Genomic DNA, 19,110 nt, shown 5'->3' with positions numbered 1-19,110 from the left:
GGCATCAAGAAGCGAATGGTAAGCGGGCTGCCTGCCACACCCGCAGCGCAGCGACCGTCTCCTGAACATCATGCACCCGGACAATGCGGGCGCCACGCTCGACCGACAGCAGAGCCGCCGCGATGCTGGGCACCAGGCGATCCTCCACCGGCAGTTCCGTCACGGCCCCCAAGGAAGACTTCCGCGACCAGCCCGCCAGCCACGGATAGCCGTTTGCCGCCAGGCGTTCCTGCCCGGCCAGCAACGCGAAGTTTTGCTCCACCGTTTTACCGAATCCAATTCCGCCATCGAGCACGATCCGGTCTTTTTCGACGCCATGTCGCCGTAGATACTGGGCTGAATGCTCTAGAAAAGATAGCACCTGATCCACAGCATCACCTTCCATGGGCGCACTCTGCATGGTCTGCGGATCCCGGTGCATGTGCATCAGGCAAACCCCGCAACGACCATGCGAGGCAACGACCTCCAACGCCCCCGGCTGCCGCAAGGCCCAGACGTCATTGATGATGTCCGCCCCCAGATCGAGCACCGACCGCATCACCTCGGGCTTATAGGTGTCGACAGAGAGCGGTACACCCCACTCGACGGCTTCCTTCACCACCGGAATGACACGTGCCAACTCCTCACCCAAAGGCACAGCCGGGCTGCCGGGCCGCGTGGACTCCCCGCCGATGTCCAGAATGTCTGCCCCCTGCCTCAAAAGATTTTCGCCATGTCGCAGGACATCAGCGACCGACGCATGGCGCCCTCCGTCGGAAAAGGAATCCGGCGTGGCATTCAGAATGCCCATGACGCGAGGACGCGAGAGGTCGATGCGGAAGCGCGAGGTTTGCCAATGCATGCGAGCGGAGATTTGTCGAGTGGAACACTTTGGCTGGAATGCGCTGCAACACGCAAAAACGGGGCCGAAGCCCCGTTTCTGAATGGACCTGTCGCAAGGTCGCCCACGATGAAAACCACACCCAGCCACCACGGCCAGGGGGACGGATCAAGCAGCGGTGGGTGCCGGATCGGTCGCCACGGGGGCCGGTGTTCCACCACCGGGATGATCGCCTCCCGACGATGGAGTCCGCGGCGTCCAGTCCTTTGGAGGACGGGGCGGCTTGCCCGCCATGATGTCATCCAATTGCTCGGCGTCGATCGTCTCCCATTCAAGCAAGGCCTTGGCCATTGAATGCATCTTGTCGCTGTTGTCCTCAATGAGCTTGCGGGCCAGAGCATATTGCTCGTCGATGATGCGCCGCACCTCGCCATCAACCTTCTCCATCGTCTGCTCGCTCATGTTGTTGGTCTTGGTCACCGAGCGGCCCAGGAACACTTCGCCTTCGTTTTCGGCATACACCATGGGACCAAGCGCTTCCGTCATGCCATAGCGCGTCACCATGTCACGGGCGATCGACGTCGCGCGCTCAAAATCGTTGCTCGCACCCGTGGTCATCTGGTTCATGAAGACCTCTTCGGCGATCCGGCCACCGAAAAGCATGCTGATCTGGTTCAGCATGTACTCCCGATCGTAGCTGTAGCGATCTTTCTCTGGAAGACTCATCGTCACCCCCAGAGCGCGGCCTCGCGGGATGATGGTGACCTTGTGCACCGGATCGCACTTGGGCAGCAACTTGCCGATCAGAGCGTGCCCGGCCTCGTGGTACGCCGTGTTGCGGCGCTCCTCTTCCGGCATCACCATGCTCTTGCGCTCCGGGCCCATGATGATCTTGTCCTTGGCCTTTTCGAAATCCTGCATCTCGACCGTGCGCGCATTGCGCCGGGCAGCCATCAAGGCCGCCTCATTGCACAGGTTGGCAAGATCGGCGCCGGACATCCCCGGCGTGCCACGCGCGATGACTGCCGCATTCACATCCTGCCCCACAGGCACCTTGCGCATGTGCACATTCAGGATCTGCTCACGGCCACGGATATCCGGCAACGTGACGTACACCTGCCGGTCGAAGCGGCCAGGGCGCAGCAAAGCGGCATCCAGGATGTCGGGCCGGTTGGTGGCGGCGACGACGATCACGCCGAGATTCGTTTCGAAACCGTCCATCTCGACAAGCATCTGGTTCAGCGTCTGCTCACGCTCGTCATTTCCGCCCCCCAGGCCAGCGCCACGCTGACGGCCCACGGCATCGATTTCATCGATGAAGATGATGCACGGCGCATTTTTCTTGGCGTTCTCGAACATGTCGCGAACCCGCGCAGCACCCACCCCGACGAACATCTCCACGAAATCGGAACCGGAGATGCTGAAGAAAGGCACTTTGGCTTCACCCGCAATCGACTTTGCGAGCAAGGTCTTGCCCGTACCGGGCGGCCCGACCAACAGAAGGCCACGGGGAATGCGTCCACCCAGCTTCTGGAACTTCTGCGGGTCCTTGAGGAAGTCCACCACCTCCTTGACCTCTTCCTTGGCCTCATCGCATCCAGCCACGTCGGCAAAGGTCACGGTGTTGTTGTTCTCATCAAGCATGCGCGCCTTGCTTTTGCCGAAGCTGAAGGCACCGCCCTTTCCGCCACCTTGCATCTGGCGCATGAAATAGACCCAGACCCCGATCAGCAGCAGCATGGGGCCCCAGCTGACCAGCAGAGTCATCAGCAGCGAGCCTTCTTCGCGCGGCTTGACGTCGAACTTCACGTTGTTGTTGATCAGGTCACCCACCAATCCGCGGTCAAGATAGGTTGCAGTGGTGCGCAGCTTGCGATCATCCGACGTCGTGGCGACGATCTCCGTGCCGCCCTGCCCCTCCTGAATGGTGGCGCTCTTGATCCGATTGCTGCGGACTTCCTCCAGAAACTCGGAGTACCCGATGGTGCCCGCACCTGCGCCCGCACGCGTGTCGAACTGCTTGAACACCGTAAACAGCACCATGGCTATCACCAGCCATACGGCAACTTTCGAGAACCATTGATTGTTCAAAGCGAAGCTCCAGAAACGATGGGTAGAACGGCCGGACCACACCCCATTAGTGGCAGGTACTAGCGCATCTGAGGTGCATTTTAGGCCTTTCAAGCCTATGAGGCCCGCCGTTTACCCCAACGAGGCCTATGGTCACCATAGGCAGGCACGTTCTCGAGATGCGATGCCACTCCCCGGTGTTCACCATCATGACGGGAAATGTCATGCTCTTTTCTTCACACCGACACCTACCAGGAAAGTTTCGGACGACTTGTCCCTGGATGCTTTCGGTTTCAACGACTTGACCATCTGGAAGCTCTCTTTGAAAAGCTGAACCAGTTGGGCATAGCCACTTCCGTGGAACAGCTTCACCACCAGGGCCCCTTCCGGCTTGAGGTGGCTCAACGCGAAATCCACGGCGAGTTCGATCAGATGGGCGATGCGCACGGCATCCACGGATTCCACGCCGGACAGATTCGGTGCCATATCGGAAACCACCACATCCACAGCACGCCCCTGCACCGCCTCCTGCAAGCTCGCCAACACGTCTTCCTCGCGAAAATCCCCCTGGAGAAATATCACGCCTTCGATGGGCTCCATCGGCAATATATCCAGCGCAATGATGGTTCCGTTGAGCTGCCCCATCGCAGCGCCCTCCGGAGACAAACGCCTCCTCAGATACTGACTCCAGGCACCGGGCGAAGACCCCAGGTCGACCACCACTTGCCCAGGCTTGATGAGCTTGAGCACCTCATCGATCTCCTTGAGCTTGTACGCGGCCCGAGCGCGATAGCCCTCTTTCTGGGCGAGCTTGACATAGGTGTCGTTGACATGGTCGTTAAGCCATGCCTTGTTCACCTTCTTGCTTTTTGTGTTGACTTTCATCCTGCCTCGATAATACGGCCATGCCCCAAATTCAACTGACTCCCGCAGAGCGCCGGGAACACCGAGCCAACGCCCACCACCTGGACCCGGTGGTCCTGATCGGAAGCGATGGCCTGACTGCAGCGGTTCAAAAGGAAATCGACGCTGCGCTGACAGCCCATGGCCTCATCAAAGTGCGCATCTTTGGCGATGACCGCACCGCGCGAGAACAGATCTACCAGCAACTGGCCGATCAACTGGGCGCGGCTCCGATCCAGCACATTGGCAAGCTGATCGTTCTGTGGCGCCCTGTGCCGCCCAAGGCCAAGACGATAGATGAAGACCGCAAGCCGGGGCCGCGTGACGTCAAGGTGCTGAAGTTCAGCAAACGTGGAGGACCTCGTCCGGAAATCAAGCAATTGCGGGTGCTGGGCAATCAGCGATTGACATCCGGGGGCCAGATCAAACGTGCCAAGCCCAAGCAGAAGTCCATCAAGAAGCGCCAAGCCGACTGACATGATTCCCCCCGCAGCCACGCCGCCTCAGCAGCGCCATGTCATTTGCATGAAGTGGGGCAGCAAATACGGCCCCGAATACGTCAATCGACTCTATGCCATGGTGCGCAGGCATTTGAGTGGTCCATTTCGCTTTATCTGCCTCACGGACGACTCACAAGGCGTGCGCGCCGAAGTGGAATGCCTTCCCATCCCCCCCCTTGAGCTGCCCAAAGGCATCCCCGAAAGAGGCTGGACCAAACTGGCCACCTTCAGCGCAGATCTGCACGGCCTGCGCGGCACAGCGCTTTTTCTAGACGTCGATGTAGTCGTCGTTGGCGGATTGGATGAATTCTTCGCTGAACGTGGAGAGTTCCTCATCATTCATGATTACAAGCGTCCCTGGAGGATCACCGGCAATTCATCGGTATACAGATTCGAACTGGGAGCACATCCAGATGTTCTGGAGCATTTCCGCAAGCACTTCGAATCCGTTCGCACTCGTTTTCGCAATGAGCAAGCGTACCTCTCAGATTTTCTGCATCGACAAGGCAAGCTCACTTACTGGCCTGCCGAATGGTGCCCAAGCTTCAAATACCACAGCATCCCCAAATGGCCGACCAACTACTGGCGCCCCCCAGTCATTCCTGCAGGAGCAAAGATCGTAGTCTTCCACGGGGAGTGCAATCCACCTGATGCGCAGGCAGGTCGCCGCAATCGACGCTTTCGCCACATTGAGCCGGCCCTCTGGGTCGCCGAGCATTGGAAAGAGTGAGGGGGCGTCCGCACAAGTCATGCGGACCGCTTCCCGCAGTTATTTCTTGGTGATCGATGTGCGCCAAAGGATGAGCAATGCACACCCCCATTGCAAGGCATACATCACCGTGCCAACGCTGTGCCAGATTTTCAAGTTGGCTCTGGCCATGATCCGTGGAGCGACCCCATACTGCACAAGCAACGACAGCAAGAGGCCACCGATGACATACGCCATCGTCGCCCTCGCCCAATCTTCTTGATGAGCAGTCTCCTTTCGGGTTGAGAGCAACAGGAGTAGAACGCCGCAAACGACCGAAACGTGCGTTTGCGCTTCGAACAGGCGCGCCGCCATGTTTCCAGCCATTGCCGGTGTGGGCATATGCACGAACAACATGGGCACGGCAATGAAACCAATCGCCGATAGACTGCCCCACCAGAGAGCAGCCAGCAACACAGGCAATCGTTCGCGCATCAAATAGGGCTTTCCGGTTGCTTTTGGCTCCAACACGCTATCAAAGATAGCGCACACCCACTACTTCATAGCGGCGCAAGCCACCTGGAGCTTGAACCTCCGCAGTATCGCCCTCCTCCTTGCCTATGAGTGCGCGGGCAATGGGGCTAGAAACATTGATAAGGCCCTGCTTCAAATCGGCCTCATCCTCACCAACGATCTGGTACGTCACTTGATCGCCTGCGTCCTCGTCCTCCAGATCCACCGTCGCACCAAAAACGACTTTACCGCCAGCATCCAACTGCGAAGGATCAATGACCTGGGCGGCCGACAGCTTGCCCTCCACCTCTTGAATACGGCCCTCGATGAAGCCCTGACGATCTTTAGCGGCTTCGTACTCTGCGTTCTCGCTCAAATCCCCCTGGGCCCGCGCTTCGGCAATCGCGTTGATGACTGAGGGTCGTTCGATGGTCTTGAGGCGGTGCAACTCTTCCTTGAGCTTCTCAGCGCCACGCTTGGTAATGGGAATGGTTGCCATTGAATCAGTCTCCACGTTCAATTCCGCGCGATACACGCGGCTTACCGGCGCCAGAGCCCTCTTCATGAAGGTTCTCCAGAAACGCCCAAAAGCAAACCGCCGCGCGTTGCCGCGCGGCGGTCTTGGTTCAGTCACTCATAAATTATGCCGTCTTTGCGTCAACCGAACTGAACTCTCCTGCCAGAGTTCAGGCCAATGACGCAAAACGACACGTCAGGCGAGTAGTTGTGCGTGCAGCTCCTGCACCGAGTACACATCCAGACTTTGCAAGTGCTTCATCCCCTCTACCGCAGCTTCTGCCCCAAAAATAGTGGTGAAGGTGGTTACCCGCGCCTGCAACGAACTGGTGCGAATCGCGCGCGAATCGGCAATCGCGTTGCGGCGCTCTTCCACCGTATTGATGACCATCACGATCTCATCGTTCTTGATCATGTCAACGATATGAGGCCGGCCCTCGGTTACCTTATTGACCACTTTTACAGGCACTCCTGCCTCAGCGATCGAGGCGGCCGTGCCCTTGGTTGCGACAAGCTCGAACCCCATCACAGCCAACTCTCTGGCGATCGCCACGGCGCGTGGCTTATCCCCATTCTTGACCGTCAGGAACACCTTGCCCGAAGTCGGCAACTTGGTTCCCGCACCGAGCTGGCTCTTAACGAATGCCTCACCGAAGGTTTTGCCAACACCCATGACTTCACCGGTGGACTTCATCTCAGGGCCCAGAATGGTGTCCACCCCAGGGAACTTGACGAAGGGGAACACCGCTTCTTTCACACTGAAATAAGGCGGCGTCACTTCACGCTCAATCCCCTGAGACTCCAGCGATTGCCCCACCATGCAACGCGCTGCCACCTTGGCAAGCTGGATACCCGTTGCTTTCGAAACGAACGGCACCGTGCGCGAAGCTCTCGGATTGACTTCAAGCACATAGATCACATCACGCTTCGTACCGCCCTCTTCCACTTCTTGAATGGCAAACTGGACATTCATGAGACCGACCACATTCAAACCCTCCGCCATGGCCTGGGTTTGGCGCTTGAGCTCATCAACCGTGGTCTTGCTCAAATAGTAAGGCGGCAGCGAGCAAGCCGAGTCGCCGGAATGCACACCAGCCTGCTCGATGTGCTCCATCACGCCACCGATGAAAACCTTCCCTTCGGGATCGCGCAGGCAGTCCACATCACATTCGATCGCATCGTTCAGAAAACGATCCAAAAGAACAGGAGAGTCATTGCTGACCTTTACGGCCTCGCGCATGTAACGCTCAAGATCGCGCTGCTCATGCACGATTTCCATCGCGCGGCCACCCAGCACATAGCTGGGACGAACCACCAGTGGATAGCCCAGTGCCGCAGCTTTCTCCAGCGCTTCGGATTCCGTTCTTGCCGTGGCGTTGGGTGGCTGCCGCAGGCCCAAGTCATTCAGCAGTTTCTGGAAACGCTCGCGATCTTCCGCAGCATCGATCATGTCCGGGCTGGTGCCGATGATCGGCACGCCCTCGGCCTCCAACCCCAAGGCCAGCTTGAGTGGTGTCTGACCACCGTATTGCACGATCACGCCCGCAGGCTTTTCCTTATCCACGATTTCCAGCACATCCTCCAGTGTGAGGGGCTCGAAATAGAGACGATCAGACGTGTCGTAATCGGTCGACACGGTCTCTGGATTGCAGTTGACCATGATGGTTTCGTAACCATCCTCGCGCATGGCCAGGGCAGCGTGCACGCAGCAGTAGTCGAACTCGATCCCTTGCCCGATGCGATTCGGACCACCGCCCAACACCATGATCTTTTTCTTGTCCGATGGATCTGCCTCACACTCGTCCTCGTAGGTCGAGTACATGTACGCGGTATTGGTGGCGAATTCAGCAGCACAAGTGTCTACGCGCTTGTAGACCGGGCGCACATTCAACGAGCGCCGTACTTCGCGCACAGCCTTCTCGGAAACCTTCAGAAGCTTGGCCAGCCGACGATCAGAGAATCCCTTCTTCTTGAGGGCACGCAGCGTGTCTGCATCTAGCGCAGCAAGAGCTACATCGCCCTTTTCGGCAGCCAGTCGATCCAGTTCGAGTTCGATCTTCACGATTTCCTCGATCTGGACAAGGAACCACTTGTCGATCTTGGTGAGATCATGCACCTCGTCGACCGATAGCCCCATCGCAAATGCATCCCCAACATACCAGATGCGCTCAGGCCCAGGCTCACCCAGTTCCTTTTCAAGCAACTCCCGATCCTGGGTCTTCTCGTTCATCCCGTCCGCGCCCACCTCCAGCCCGCGCAAGGCCTTCTGGAAAGACTCTTGGAAGGTACGCCCCATGGCCATCACCTCTCCGACAGATTTCATCTGCGTTGTCAGGCGACTGTCGGCTGCTGGAAACTTCTCGAACGCAAAGCGCGGAATCTTGGTGACCACATAGTCGATCGAGGGTTCGAAAGACGCAGGCGTAGCTCCTCCCGTGATGTCGTTCTTGAGTTCGTCCAGCGTGTAGCCCACGGCAAGCTTGGCTGCAACCTTGGCGATGGGGAAACCCGTGGCCTTGGAGGCGAGTGCCGAAGAGCGAGAGACGCGCGGATTCATCTCGATCACGATCATTCGCCCGTCCTTCGGATTCACCGAGAACTGCACATTGGAGCCCCCGGTGTCCACGCCGATCTCACGCAGTACGGCGAGAGAGGCGTTGCGCATGATCTGGTATTCCTTGTCCGTCAGCGTCTGCGCGGGTGCTACTGTGATCGAGTCGCCTGTATGAACACCCATCGGATCCAGGTTTTCAATGGAGCACACGATGATGCAGTTGTCCTTCTTGTCCCGGACCACTTCCATCTCGTACTCTTTCCAGCCGAGGAGTGACTCCTCGATCAGCAACTCATTGGTAGGCGAAGCCTCCAGTCCACGCTTGCAGATAGATTCGAACTCCTCCGGGTTATAGGCAATCCCGCCCCCCGTACCCCCCAAAGTGAAACTGGGGCGAATCACTGTGGGAAATCCCACATTCTTTTGCACCGACCAGGCTTCTTCCATGGAGTGGGCGATACCCGATCGCGCGGAGCCCAGCCCGATCCGGGTCATGGCATCCTTGAACTTCAGCCGATCCTCGGCCTTGTCAATAGCTTCTGGCGTAGCTCCAATCAGCTCCACCTTGTACTTGTGCAGCACGCCATTGCGCCACAAATCGAGCGCGCAATTCAGTGCCGTCTGCCCGCCCATGGTCGGCAAGATCGCATCCGGACGCTCCTTGGCGATGATTTTCTCGACCGTCTGCCACGTGATGGGCTCGATGTAAGTGACATCTGCCGTTGCGGGGTCGGTCATGATCGTTGCAGGATTGCTGTTGATCAGAATGACTTTGTAGCCTTCCTCGCGCAATGCCTTGCATGCCTGGACACCAGAGTAGTCAAACTCGCAGGCCTGACCGATGATGATCGGGCCGGCTCCAATGATGAGGATCGATTTGAGATCTATGCGCTTGGGCATTACTTCTTCTCCATCAGCGCAGTGAAGCGATCAAACAGGTAAGCGATATCGTGCGGCCCCGGCGAGGCTTCGGGGTGACCTTGGAAGCAGAAAGCTGGCCTATCCGTGCGCTCCAACCCTTGCAAAGTGCCATCAAACAAGCTGATGTGCGTGGCACGCAGGTTTGACGGCAGCGAGACCGCATCCACGGCAAATCCATGGTTTTGGCTGGTGATGCTGACGCGCCCGGTATCCAGATCCTTGACCGGATGATTTGCGCCATGATGGCTGTTGTCCATCTTGAACGTCTTGGCTCCGGAGGCGAGTGCCATGATCTGGTGACCCAGACAAATCCCGAACATCGGCACTTTGGCCTCGATGATCTGCCGCACCGATTGGATAGCGTATTCGCATGGCTCCGGATCACCAGGGCCATTGGAAAGGAACACGCCATCCGGGTTCATGGCCAGCACCTCCGCAGCAGGGGTCTTGGCAGGCACGACGGTGATCTTGCAGCCACGCTCGGCCAACATGCGAAGAATGTTCTTCTTCACTCCATAGTCGTACGCCACCACGTGGAAGCGCGCGGCCTTCTGAGTGCCGTATCCTGAACCCAGCCTCCACTCCGTCTGCTCCCAAATATAGGACTTGGTGGTGCTTACGAGCTGAGCGAGGTCCAAGCCTTTCATGCTGGGTGCCGCATTCGCGGCAGCCACTGCCTCTTGGATCCGTGACGGAGTAATAGCTTCTCCTGCAGGCAAGCCGAGGATCGCACCATTTTGCGCCCCCTTGGACCGCAGGATGCGGGTGAGCTTACGCGTATCAATGCCGGCAATTGCCACGGTCTTTTCGCGCACCAAGTAGTCCGACAAGGTTTCGGTGCTGCGGAAATTACTGGCCAGAAGAGGCAAGTCCTTGATGATGAGACCTGCGGCATGGATCTTTTCGGCCTCGATGTCCTCACCATTGACGCCATAGTTACCAATATGCGGATACGTCAACGTGACAATCTGCTGGCAATAACTGGGGTCTGTAAGGATTTCCTGGTAGCCGGTGATTGCAGTGTTGAACACTACCTCACCCACCGTGGTGCCCACGGCGCCGATCGAGTGACCAATAAAGACCGTGCCGTCTGCGAGCGCCAGAATGGCGGGCGGGAAGGATCCCTTGAGAGACAAAAGCACTGGGTTCTCCGAATGGTTGCGGGTCGCCCGGAGTCCTCAGAAGGCAAGCTCCTGGAGACTGCTTTTTATAGAGGGATTGCTTTGGTTGCGGCCGGGCGACGTTTTTGCGGGAAAGCCTCCAATTGTAGCCTTAGCCGCCCGAGCCTCAAACCCAACCACCGGTTATTCACGACATCGATGTGCCGCACCATCCATCGACGGATAAAGCACAAAGGGCTGCAGCTTTTACACTGCAGCCCTTTTTTTATAAATGGTCGGCGTGGCGGGATTCGAACTCGCGACCCCTTGCACCCCATGCAAGTGCGCTACCAGGCTGCGCTACACGCCGACAAGACTTAGATTGTATATCGAAAAATCACTACTCAGACAAAAGTGCACGAATTTCCAATAATTCTTTGCGAAGCAGGTCTACCGAGGATGCGTTAGAAGCCTGAACGTCAGCCCCCGCCACCCCGGCAACACCGTCCCCTTGAAGCGGCGCATCCACATCCTCCTGCTCTGGCCCGGGGTCCACAACCTGCAGGATTTCTGGTTCCTGCAACCGATTCCGCGCACCGCTGATCGTGAAGCCTTGGTCGTACAAGAGCTCACGAATGCGGCGGATCATCAACACCTCATGATGCTGGTAGTAGCGGCGATTGCCGCGCCGCTTCATAGGTCGCAACTGGGTGAATTCCTGCTCCCAATAGCGCAACACATGGGGCTTCACGCCACACAACTCTGCGACCTCTCCAATCGTGAAGTACCGCTTGGCAGGAATGAGAGGAAGCAGAGTGCCCATAGGACGCACTTGAAGAGACTGGTGAACGAGAAAGCGTACTTCAGGGCTGACGAACAGACCAGCGGAAAGTCACGAAAGCTACCAACATATCTTTCGATACAAAGCACTCGTCAACTTAGGACCCCGCATTTCCGCCATTCTGAATCTGCTCCTTGAGCTTGCTGCTGGCATGGAAGGTGACCACCTGACGCGCCTGAATGGGAATGGCTTCGCCTGTCCGCGGATTTCGACCAGGGCGCGGCGCTTTCGTACGAATCTGGAAATTTCCAAACCCCGAAATCTTGACGTCGTGCCCATCGATCAGCCGCTGGGCAATCAGATCGAAAAACGCGTCGATCATGTCCTTGGACTCACGCTTATTCAATCCAATCTGATCGAACAGCAGATCGGCGAGCTGCGCCTTGGTCAGCGCAGGCGTTTCCAAGCTCTCCACGGTCAGTTCCAACAAATCACCACTCCCATTCCACATCACCGCAACCTCGCACCGAGCTGTTGAGTCAGTTGATTCAGTACGGCCTGTAGCGATGCCTCAACCTCCCCATCGGTCAAGGTTGCGGCATCGTCACTCAAGGAAAGACGCACCGCCAAACTCTTTTCGCCAGATGCCAAGCCTCCCGCAGTGACTTCGCCATCCTTGCCTGACCTCATGCGGAAAACATCGAACAAGATGGCAGAGCGCAGGCGTGTGGGGGGCACAGCAGATTCGATCACCCGCATGACCTCGGCACAGGTTACACGCTCAGCTACCACAATCGCGATATCACGTTCTACGGCTTGCTGCTTCCCAACGGACTTGAACCGCGGAACGTCCCGTTGCTGCACCGCATTCAACTCCAATTCAAACATCACGGGAGCTTGCGCCAAATCCCAAGCTTGACGCCACCGTGGATGCAACTCTCCGACGAAACCAATGTCCCGGCCATCCATCACAACGCGCGCACAACGCCCCGGGTGCATTGCCGGATGCACGGCCGGCTCGAATGCAGCCTTGCGCGGCGCAAGCAGCGCCTCAACATCCCCTTTTGCATCAAAGAAATCGACAGGCTGCTCTTTTCGCCCCCACTGCAAGGCATCTCCGAAACCGTATGCCATACCGGCAATTCGCATCGGCTGAGAAAATCCATCTACCGTTGTGTCGGTATCTTTCACACTGCCGTCACGCAAAAATACGCGCCCCAGCTCGAACACACGAACTCTTTGCGCCTTGCGGTCCACATTGAATTTCACGACCTGCAACAGCGAGCCCAGCAAGGAAGAGCGCATCACGCTCATGTGACTTGCAATTGGATTCAACAATCGGATTGGATCGGCGTTTCCAGCCAGCTCCTGCTCCCAACGGGCATCCACAAAGCTGAAATTAATGGTTTCTTGATAGCCGCATGCTGCCAACGCCCGGCGCACCGCAAATGGACTACGAAGTTCCTCACGCTGCAGCTTTGGCGTGATGGGCGCGACCGGAGGCGTGGTCGGTAGCTGGTTGTATCCCACCATCCGAGCGACCTCCTCGATCAAGTCCTCCTCGATGGCAATATCGAAACGATAGGATGGTGGATATACGGTCACACTCCCTTCGTCTTGCTTGAGCGAAAGACCCAATCGACCAAGTGCCTGCACACACTGCGCCAATGTGAGCGGCATGCCAATGACTTTGGACGCCCTATCCACACGCAACGTCACAGGCTGAGGTTCCGGGAGATTCACACGCTGATCGTCAAGCGGTCCGCAGACGGTCTCCGGCGTACCGCAAATCTCCAGCACCAATTGGGTGATGCGCTCTATGTGCTCCACCGTCAATTCCGGATCCACTCCGCGCTCGAACCGATGACCGGCATCGGTTGAAAAGTTGTACCTGCGCGAACGCCCAGCAATCGCCCTGGGCCACCAGAATGCAGCTTCGATATAGATGTGTCGCGTGACATCGGAGACGGCTGTGGTATCGCCCCCCATGATCCCCGCCAGAGATTCCACCTGGCGATCATCAGCGATGACGCCCACTTGATCATCTACTTCCACGCTGCTGCCATTGAGCAGCTTCAGCTGCTCACCCTTGCGCCCCCAACGCACATCCAATCCACCATGGATTTTTTCCAGATCAAAAATATGCGAAGGCCGCCCCAACTCAAACATCACATAGTTGGAAATATCCACCAAGGGTGAAACACCACGCTGCCCACAGCGCGCCAGGCGATCAAGCATCCAGCGGGGAGTGGCTGCGCACGTGTTGACATTGCGTACGACCCGTCCCGAAAAACGCCCACACAGGTCAGGCGCGCTGATCTTGACGGGTACGACATCTTCTAGATCCACTGGCACTACAGGGAAAACAGGCTGACGAAGAGGTGCCCCTGTCAGCGCAGAGACCTCTCTGGCAATGCCATACACGCTGAGGGCATGGGCCAGATTGGGGGTGAGTTTCAGCGTGAATAGCGTGTCGTCGAGCTGCAAGCAGACTCGGACATCCTGTCCGACGGGAGCATCCAAAGGCAACTCCAGCAAACCATCATGGTCTACGGACAGCTTGAGTTCCCGAGCCGAGCACAGCATGCCCTGGCTTTCTACACCCCGGAGCTTGCCAACTTTGATGACAAAAGGCTTGCCATCTTCCCCTGGAGGCAACTCAGCCCCTACCAAGGCACATGGAACCTTGATGCCGACGCGCGCGTTGGGTGCTCCGCACACGATATTGAGCAGGTTCGCCTGCCCTACATCCACTTGGCAAACCCGCAAGCGATCAGCGTTGGGATGCTGGATTGCCTCCTTGATTTCCCCGACCACGATGTGATGAAACGGAGGGGCAACGGGCACCAGTTCTTCAACCTCCAATCCTGCCATGGTCAAAGTCTCGGCCAATTCCGCGGTAGAGATGGGAGGATTGCAAAATTCACGCAACCAGGATTCAGGAAATTGCATAGTTGGATGGGAAAGGGATAGCAGGCAGCCACCGAGAAACACTAAACATCGGCAGCACCTAATAAATCGGACACAGCGTTACTGGAATTGCGAGAGAAACCGGATATCACCATCAAAGAAGAGGCGAAGATCATTCACGCCGTAGCGCAACATCGTGAGCCGGTCGGGCCCCATGCCAAAAGCAAACCCAATGTACTTCTCGGGATCCAGCCCCATATTGCGTACCACATTCGGATGAACCTGCCCCGAACCTGCCACCTCCAGCCAACGCCCAGCCAATGGGCCAGTCTGGAACTGGATATCAATTTCCGCACTGGGCTCAGTGAAAGGAAAAAAGCTTGGTCGAAAGCGCAACACCAAATCACTGCTTTCGAAAAATGTGCGGCAAAAGTCCGTGAATACGACTTTCAAATCCTTGAAACTCACACTTTCGCCAATCCAAAGACCCTCGCACTGGTGAAACATGGGTGAATGGGTTGCATCGCTATCCACGCGATAGGTACGTCCCGGAGCAATCACACGAATCTCTGGCATGGATTGCCCCGCATCCAGCAGGGCTCGGTACTTTTTGACATGCTGTACAGCGTGCCGGATCTGCATGGGGCTGGTATGGGTCCGCAACAGGTTGGGCGCCGACTTTGAGCCACCTTCTACATAGAAGGTGTCATGCATAGATCGCGCGGGATGGTCTTCAGGGGTATTCAATGCGGTGAAATTGAACCAATCGGACTCAATCTCCGGTCCATCGGCCACATCAAACCCCATGGATCCGAAAATACCTTCAATCCGCTCCAACGTCAGCGATACAGGATGCAGACCGCCCTGCCCTCTTTGCCTTCCAGGCAGCGTCACGTCCAACGCCTCGGCTTTCAATTGGACTTGCAATTCCATGTCGGCCAGTTCCTGCCGCCGCTCGTTGAGCGCAACTTCAATGGCCTGCTTGGCCATGTTCACCGCAGCACCGCGTGACTTCTTCTCTTCCACAGGCAGTTGGGCCAACCCCTTCATGAGCTCCGTGACTCTCCCCGCCTTGCCGAGAAACTGCGCCTTGGCGTTTTCCAAATCAGCGGGAGTGATCGCTTGCGCAAACATCTGCCGCGCGGCTTCTACCAAGGAATCCAGCTCGTTCATACCAACTCTTTATCGTTACGGAGAAATAAACAAGGGCTAGTGCCCTCTCAAGCCCTAGCCCTTGCTGTTATTGCGTTTTTAGCTATCAGAAAGATAGCTACGAACGTCAGATCAAGCCGCGGCCAACTTGGCCTTGACTTGCTCCACGATGCTACCAAAGGCAGCCTTGTCGTGCACTGCGAGATCGGCCAGCATCTTGCGGTCAATCTCGATGGCAGCCTTCTTCAGGCCGTTTGCGAACTGGCTATACGTCAGACCCAGTTCACGGGAAGCGGCATTGATACGGGCGATCCACAGTTGGCGGAACACGCGCTTCTTCGTACGACGATCACGGTAGGCGTACTGACCAGCCTTCATCACCGCCTGTTTGGCAATGCGGAAGACGTTGCCGCGGCGACCGCGGAAACCCTTGGAAAGGGCCAGGACTTTCTTGTGACGGGCGCGTGCCGTTACACCACGTTTGACGCGAGGCATGTGTTTACTCCTTGTTCGTCTAAATTACAGGCCAGCAAAGGGCAGCATCTGTGCCATGTGACCCATGTTGGTCTCATGCACGGAAACTGCGCCACGCAGATGGCGCTTGTTCTTGGTGGTCTTCTTCGTCAGGATGTGACGCTTGAAGGCTTGACCGCGCTTGACGGTGCCACCGGGACGAACGCGGAAACGCTTTTTCGCGCTGCTTTTGGTTTTCATTTTGGGCATTTCAATGCTCCTTTTGTTTGTGCTCGCGAGGCGTTTGCAAACCAATTCGCAAACTTGTTGGCCCCGAGCCACTTTTTAACGACCCCCTTGGGAGTCGCGGCAGGGCTAGCGCCCCGCCTATGTTCTGCAATGCACCGGTTGGTGCATCGCAGACCAATCCATGAACTGCGACACCGTCAAGCCGTCGGTGCCGTCGCCCCTTCTGCTGCAACCTTGCCTGCAGGCTTTCTTTTACCAGGTGCGATCATCATGATCATCTGACGACCTTCCAGCTTGGGAAACTGTTCGATCGCAATGCTGTCCCCCAAGTCATCTCGAATGCGATTGAGCAACGCCAGTCCGAGTTCTTGATGGGTTATTTCACGACCGCGGAAGCGCAACGTGATCTTGCACTTGTCGCCATCAGCCAGAAAACGCCGGATATTGCGCAGCTTGATGTTGTAGTCGCCATCGTCAGTACCGGGGCGGAATTTGACTTCCTTGATTTCAATGACCGTCTGCTTGGCTTTGGCCTCGGCCGCGCGCTTTTGCTCTTGGTACTTGAACTTGCCATAGTCCACAAGGCGGCACACGGGAGGATTAGCGGTAGCAGCGATCTCCACCAAGTCCACATCCAGCTCGCCCGCCATACGAAGGGCTTCCATGAGGCTGACCACGCCGAGCGGCTCATTCTCTGGCCCCGAGAGGCGAACCTCAGGAGCCATGATTTCACGGTTCAGGCGGTGCTTGCGCTCTTCGCGCTGGCGACGATCACGAAATTCAGTAGCGATGGCTGTCTTCCTTCAATCTAGATGCTACAGATCATGTAGCTCACCCCTCACAGTTCGCGCAACAAGGCAGACTCCGACTTTCATCAAGCTTTGGATGCGATGTCTTGCCCAATCAGCGATATGAATGCATCTATGGGCATCACTCCGAGGTCTCGATTGCCTCGGGCGCGCACTGCGACGGCTCCGGCTGCCTTCTCCTTGTCGCCAACGACGAGGATATAAGGCAGTTTTTGCAACGAATGCTCCCGTATTTTATACGTAATCTTTTCGTTACGCAGATCGAGGGCCACCCTAAGGTCTTGATTCGGCAGAGCTTTTTGTAGCTTTGCGGCTATTTCGCGACAGTAGTCGTCCTGGGCGCCCGTGATGTTGAGCACCGCGATCTGTACCGGGGCCAGCCACACCGGCAACGCACCGGCGTGCTGCTCGATCAAGATTCCGATGAAGCGCTCAAGACTACCTACGATGGCACGGTGCAGGACAATCGGATGATGGCGCTGCCCATCTTCTCCCACATACTCGGCCCCGAGACGCTCGGGCATGGAAGGGTCGACCTGTATGGTCCCGCATTGCCAATGCCGGCCGATGGCATCGCGCAGCGTGTATTCAAGCTTCGGGCCATAGAAGGCACCATCGCCGACAGCGATTTGGTAGTCGCATCCTGAAGCCTTCAGGCTTTCGATCAGCGCATTCTCTGCCTTGTCCCAGCTCTCTTCAGAGCCGATTCGCTTTTCTGGACGGGTTGCCACCTTGTAGATGATGTCAGTGAAACCGAAGTCCCGGTAAACCTTCTGCAGCAAGGCCGTGAACTGGATGCATTCCTGCTGGATCTGATCTTCGGTACAGAAGATGTGTCCATCATCCTGCGTGAACGCCCTGACGCGCATGATGCCGTGCAGCCCGCCTGTCGGCTCATTGCGATGGCATTGGCCAAATTCGCCGAAGCGGAGCGGCAAGTCGCGGTAGCTCTTCACGCCCTGATTGAAGATGAGGATATGGCCAGGACAGTTCATCGGCTTGAGCGCGTAGTCGTGCTTCTCGCTCTCCGTCGTGAACATGTTTTCCCGGTACTTGTCCCAGTGCCCGGTTTTCTCCCAAAGATGCTTGTCAAGGATCTGTGGCCCCTTGACTTCCTGGTAGCCGTTGTCGCGATAGACCTGGCGCATGTACTGCTCCACGCCCTGCCAGATCGTCCAGCCTTTGGGATGCCAGAACACCGTGCCCGGGGAATGCTCATCGATATGGAACAGATCCAGCTCTCGCCCGAGGCGGCGATGGTCGCGCTTTTCCGCTTCTTCGATGCGCTTGACGTAAGCATCCAGGTCTTTTTTATCAGCCCAGGCGGTGCCATAAACGCGCTGCAACTGCTCGTTCTTGGCATCCCCCCGCCAGTAGGCACCCGATACGCGCGTGAGCTTGAAAACCTTGAGGAAACGGGTATTGGGCACGTGAGGACCACGGCACATGTCCACGTATTCCTGGTGGAAGTAAAGGCCCATGGCCTTTTCATCGGGCATGTCCTCGACAAGGCGGAGTTTGTAGTCTTCCCCCCGGGCCTTGAAGACGGCAATCACCTCATCGCGGGGCGTCATTTTCTTGATGACGTCGTAGTCCTGCGCGATGAGTTCCTTCATGCGCTGCTCGATGGCCGCGATGTCTTCCGGCGTGAAGGGGCGCTCGTACGCGATGTCGTAGTAGAAGCCCTCTTCGATCACCGGGCCGATCACCATCTTGGCGGTGGGATAGAGCTGCTTGACGGCATGCCCCACCAAGTGGGCACACGAATGCCGGATGATTTCCACCCCTTCCTCATCACGGGGGGTGATGATCTGCAGCCTTGCGTCATGCTCGATGCGATCGGATGCATCCACCAGGCGCCCATCGATTTTCCCAGCCACAGTCATCTTGGCCAGCCCGGGTCCGATGGACTGCGCCACTTCAGCCACGGTGACCGGGCCTGGATATTCGCGTTGGGAGTTGTCTGGGAGGGTGATCCGGATCATCTTGAAATCGCCTTGTATCAACGAGGGCTCGGAAAAGCAGAAATAAAAAAGCGCGGAACGGAGTCCGCGCTTTTGAAGAGAAGTGCAAGCGATCAGCGAGTGACGTGCAGGCGCGAACTACAGCCCTCAGACCAGAGGGTGGGCTCCGTCGTAGTTCGCGGTGTCATAACCGTCATGCCTTTCTCG

Annotated in this window: 17 protein-coding genes and 1 tRNA gene; 2 read left to right on the top strand and 16 right to left on the bottom strand. The window is 57.3% G+C overall.

What is annotated here, in order from left to right:
• Positions 1 to 4 precede the first annotated feature (4 nt).
• The 3 genes from folP to AX018_RS08590 form a co-directional block, all read right to left on the bottom strand.
• Positions 5 to 841: a dihydropteroate synthase gene (folP, locus tag AX018_RS08600; protein WP_111876884.1), complete on the bottom strand. Its 837-nt coding sequence runs from the start codon at positions 839 to 841 to the stop codon at positions 5 to 7.
• A gap of 147 nt (positions 842 to 988) precedes the next feature.
• Positions 989 to 2,911, bottom strand: a complete 1,923-nt coding sequence (gene ftsH, locus AX018_RS08595; protein WP_111876883.1) for an ATP-dependent zinc metalloprotease FtsH — start codon at positions 2,909 to 2,911, stop codon at positions 989 to 991.
• Positions 2,912 to 3,112: 201 nt separating this feature from the next.
• Positions 3,113 to 3,775, bottom strand: coding sequence for an RlmE family RNA methyltransferase (locus AX018_RS08590; protein WP_111876882.1), 663 nt, complete (start codon positions 3,773 to 3,775; stop codon positions 3,113 to 3,115).
• 20 nt (positions 3,776 to 3,795) lie between these two features.
• Between AX018_RS08590 and AX018_RS08585 the strand changes: the two genes are divergently transcribed.
• Together AX018_RS08585 and AX018_RS08580 are read left to right on the top strand one after the other, a co-directional pair.
• On the top strand, positions 3,796 to 4,269 hold the full coding sequence (locus AX018_RS08585; RefSeq protein WP_111876881.1) for a YhbY family RNA-binding protein: 474 nt from the start codon (positions 3,796 to 3,798) through the stop codon (positions 4,267 to 4,269).
• A 1-nt stretch (position 4,270) separates the two neighbouring features.
• Positions 4,271 to 5,023, top strand: coding sequence for a glycosyltransferase (locus AX018_RS08580; RefSeq protein WP_111876880.1), 753 nt, complete (start codon positions 4,271 to 4,273; stop codon positions 5,021 to 5,023).
• Between the two features lie 39 nt (positions 5,024 to 5,062).
• On the opposite strand, the gene AX018_RS08575 is transcribed toward AX018_RS08580, so the two are convergent.
• The 13 genes from AX018_RS08575 to thrS all read right to left on the bottom strand — a co-directional run bounded on the left by AX018_RS08575 (position 5,063) and on the right by thrS (position 18,924).
• A complete protein-coding gene (locus AX018_RS08575; RefSeq protein ID WP_111876879.1) occupies positions 5,063 to 5,476 on the bottom strand; it encodes a DUF4149 domain-containing protein in 414 nt (137 codons plus the stop codon).
• Positions 5,477 to 5,516: 40 nt separating this feature from the next.
• A complete protein-coding gene (gene greA, locus AX018_RS08570; protein WP_111876947.1) occupies positions 5,517 to 5,993 on the bottom strand; it encodes a transcription elongation factor GreA in 477 nt (158 codons plus the stop codon).
• A 213-nt stretch (positions 5,994 to 6,206) separates the two neighbouring features.
• On the bottom strand, positions 6,207 to 9,464 hold the full coding sequence (carB, locus tag AX018_RS08565; RefSeq protein ID WP_111876878.1) for a carbamoyl-phosphate synthase large subunit: 3,258 nt from the start codon (positions 9,462 to 9,464) through the stop codon (positions 6,207 to 6,209).
• Entirely contained in the window at positions 9,464 to 10,627 is a 1,164-nt protein-coding gene (gene carA / locus AX018_RS08560) for a glutamine-hydrolyzing carbamoyl-phosphate synthase small subunit (protein WP_111876877.1), read from the bottom strand. The genes carB and carA overlap by 1 nt, the downstream gene beginning before the upstream one ends.
• 251 nt (positions 10,628 to 10,878) lie before the next feature.
• Positions 10,879 to 10,955 (bottom strand) — tRNA-Pro (locus tag AX018_RS08555).
• Between the two features lie 30 nt (positions 10,956 to 10,985).
• Entirely contained in the window at positions 10,986 to 11,408 is a 423-nt protein-coding gene (locus tag AX018_RS08550; RefSeq protein ID WP_111876876.1) for a MerR family transcriptional regulator, read from the bottom strand.
• A 115-nt stretch (positions 11,409 to 11,523) separates the two neighbouring features.
• Positions 11,524 to 11,877 carry an integration host factor subunit alpha gene (locus AX018_RS08545; RefSeq protein ID WP_111876875.1) on the bottom strand — a complete coding sequence of 118 codons (354 nt, stop codon included), beginning with the start codon at positions 11,875 to 11,877 and terminating at the stop codon, positions 11,524 to 11,526.
• A complete protein-coding gene (gene pheT / locus AX018_RS08540) occupies positions 11,877 to 14,318 on the bottom strand; it encodes a phenylalanine--tRNA ligase subunit beta (RefSeq protein ID WP_111876874.1) in 2,442 nt (813 codons plus the stop codon). Before pheT ends, AX018_RS08545 begins: the two co-directional genes overlap by 1 nt.
• 78 nt (positions 14,319 to 14,396) lie before the next feature.
• The gene (gene pheS, locus AX018_RS08535; protein WP_111876873.1) at positions 14,397 to 15,449 is read right to left on the bottom strand and encodes a phenylalanine--tRNA ligase subunit alpha; all 1,053 of its coding nucleotides are present in this window, start codon (positions 15,447 to 15,449) and stop codon (positions 14,397 to 14,399) included.
• Positions 15,450 to 15,560: 111 nt separating this feature from the next.
• Positions 15,561 to 15,923, bottom strand: a complete 363-nt coding sequence (rplT, locus tag AX018_RS08530; RefSeq protein WP_111876872.1) for a 50S ribosomal protein L20 — start codon at positions 15,921 to 15,923, stop codon at positions 15,561 to 15,563.
• Positions 15,924 to 15,947: 24 nt separating this feature from the next.
• A complete protein-coding gene (gene rpmI / locus AX018_RS08525) occupies positions 15,948 to 16,151 on the bottom strand; it encodes a 50S ribosomal protein L35 (protein WP_011795946.1) in 204 nt (67 codons plus the stop codon).
• Between the two features lie 176 nt (positions 16,152 to 16,327).
• Positions 16,328 to 16,921: a translation initiation factor IF-3 gene (infC, locus tag AX018_RS08520; RefSeq protein WP_111876871.1), complete on the bottom strand. Its 594-nt coding sequence runs from the start codon at positions 16,919 to 16,921 to the stop codon at positions 16,328 to 16,330.
• An 83-nt stretch (positions 16,922 to 17,004) separates the two neighbouring features.
• Entirely contained in the window at positions 17,005 to 18,924 is a 1,920-nt protein-coding gene (gene thrS / locus AX018_RS08515; protein WP_111876870.1) for a threonine--tRNA ligase, read from the bottom strand.
• Positions 18,925 to 19,110 lie beyond the last annotated feature (186 nt).

Source organism: Paracidovorax anthurii, from assembly GCF_003269065.1.
Lineage (GTDB): Bacteria > Pseudomonadota > Gammaproteobacteria > Burkholderiales > Burkholderiaceae_C > Paracidovorax > Paracidovorax anthurii.
The sequence above is the reverse complement of the archived record's forward strand: the minus strand, read 5'-3'. Positions and strand labels throughout refer to the sequence as shown.

Excerpts from the sequence above, each read along its gene's own strand:
- AX018_RS08545 (WP_111876875.1), bottom strand. The coding sequence starts at position 11,877 with ATGTGGAATGGGAGTGGTGATTTGTTGGAACTGACCGTGGAGAGCTTG.
- thrS (WP_111876870.1), bottom strand. The coding sequence starts at position 18,924 with ATGATCCGGATCACCCTCCCAGACAACTCCCAACGCGAATATCCAGGC.
- greA (WP_111876947.1), bottom strand. The coding sequence starts at position 5,993 with ATGGCAACCATTCCCATTACCAAGCGTGGCGCTGAGAAGCTCAAGGAA.
- rplT (WP_111876872.1), bottom strand. The coding sequence starts at position 15,923 with ATGCCTCGCGTCAAACGTGGTGTAACGGCACGCGCCCGTCACAAGAAA.
- pheS (WP_111876873.1), bottom strand. The coding sequence starts at position 15,449 with ATGAACGAGCTGGATTCCTTGGTAGAAGCCGCGCGGCAGATGTTTGCG.
- rpmI (WP_011795946.1), bottom strand. The coding sequence starts at position 16,151 with ATGCCCAAAATGAAAACCAAAAGCAGCGCGAAAAAGCGTTTCCGCGTT.
- AX018_RS08550 (WP_111876876.1), bottom strand. The coding sequence starts at position 11,408 with ATGGGCACTCTGCTTCCTCTCATTCCTGCCAAGCGGTACTTCACGATT.
- carB (WP_111876878.1), bottom strand. The coding sequence starts at position 9,464 with ATGCCCAAGCGCATAGATCTCAAATCGATCCTCATCATTGGAGCCGGC.
- AX018_RS08590 (WP_111876882.1), bottom strand. The coding sequence starts at position 3,775 with ATGAAAGTCAACACAAAAAGCAAGAAGGTGAACAAGGCATGGCTTAAC.
- folP (WP_111876884.1), bottom strand. The coding sequence starts at position 841 with ATGCATTGGCAAACCTCGCGCTTCCGCATCGACCTCTCGCGTCCTCGC.
- AX018_RS08585 (WP_111876881.1), top strand. The coding sequence starts at position 3,796 with ATGCCCCAAATTCAACTGACTCCCGCAGAGCGCCGGGAACACCGAGCC.
- pheT (WP_111876874.1), bottom strand. The coding sequence starts at position 14,318 with ATGCAATTTCCTGAATCCTGGTTGCGTGAATTTTGCAATCCTCCCATC.
- AX018_RS08580 (WP_111876880.1), top strand. The coding sequence starts at position 4,271 with ATGATTCCCCCCGCAGCCACGCCGCCTCAGCAGCGCCATGTCATTTGC.
- AX018_RS08575 (WP_111876879.1), bottom strand. The coding sequence starts at position 5,476 with ATGCGCGAACGATTGCCTGTGTTGCTGGCTGCTCTCTGGTGGGGCAGT.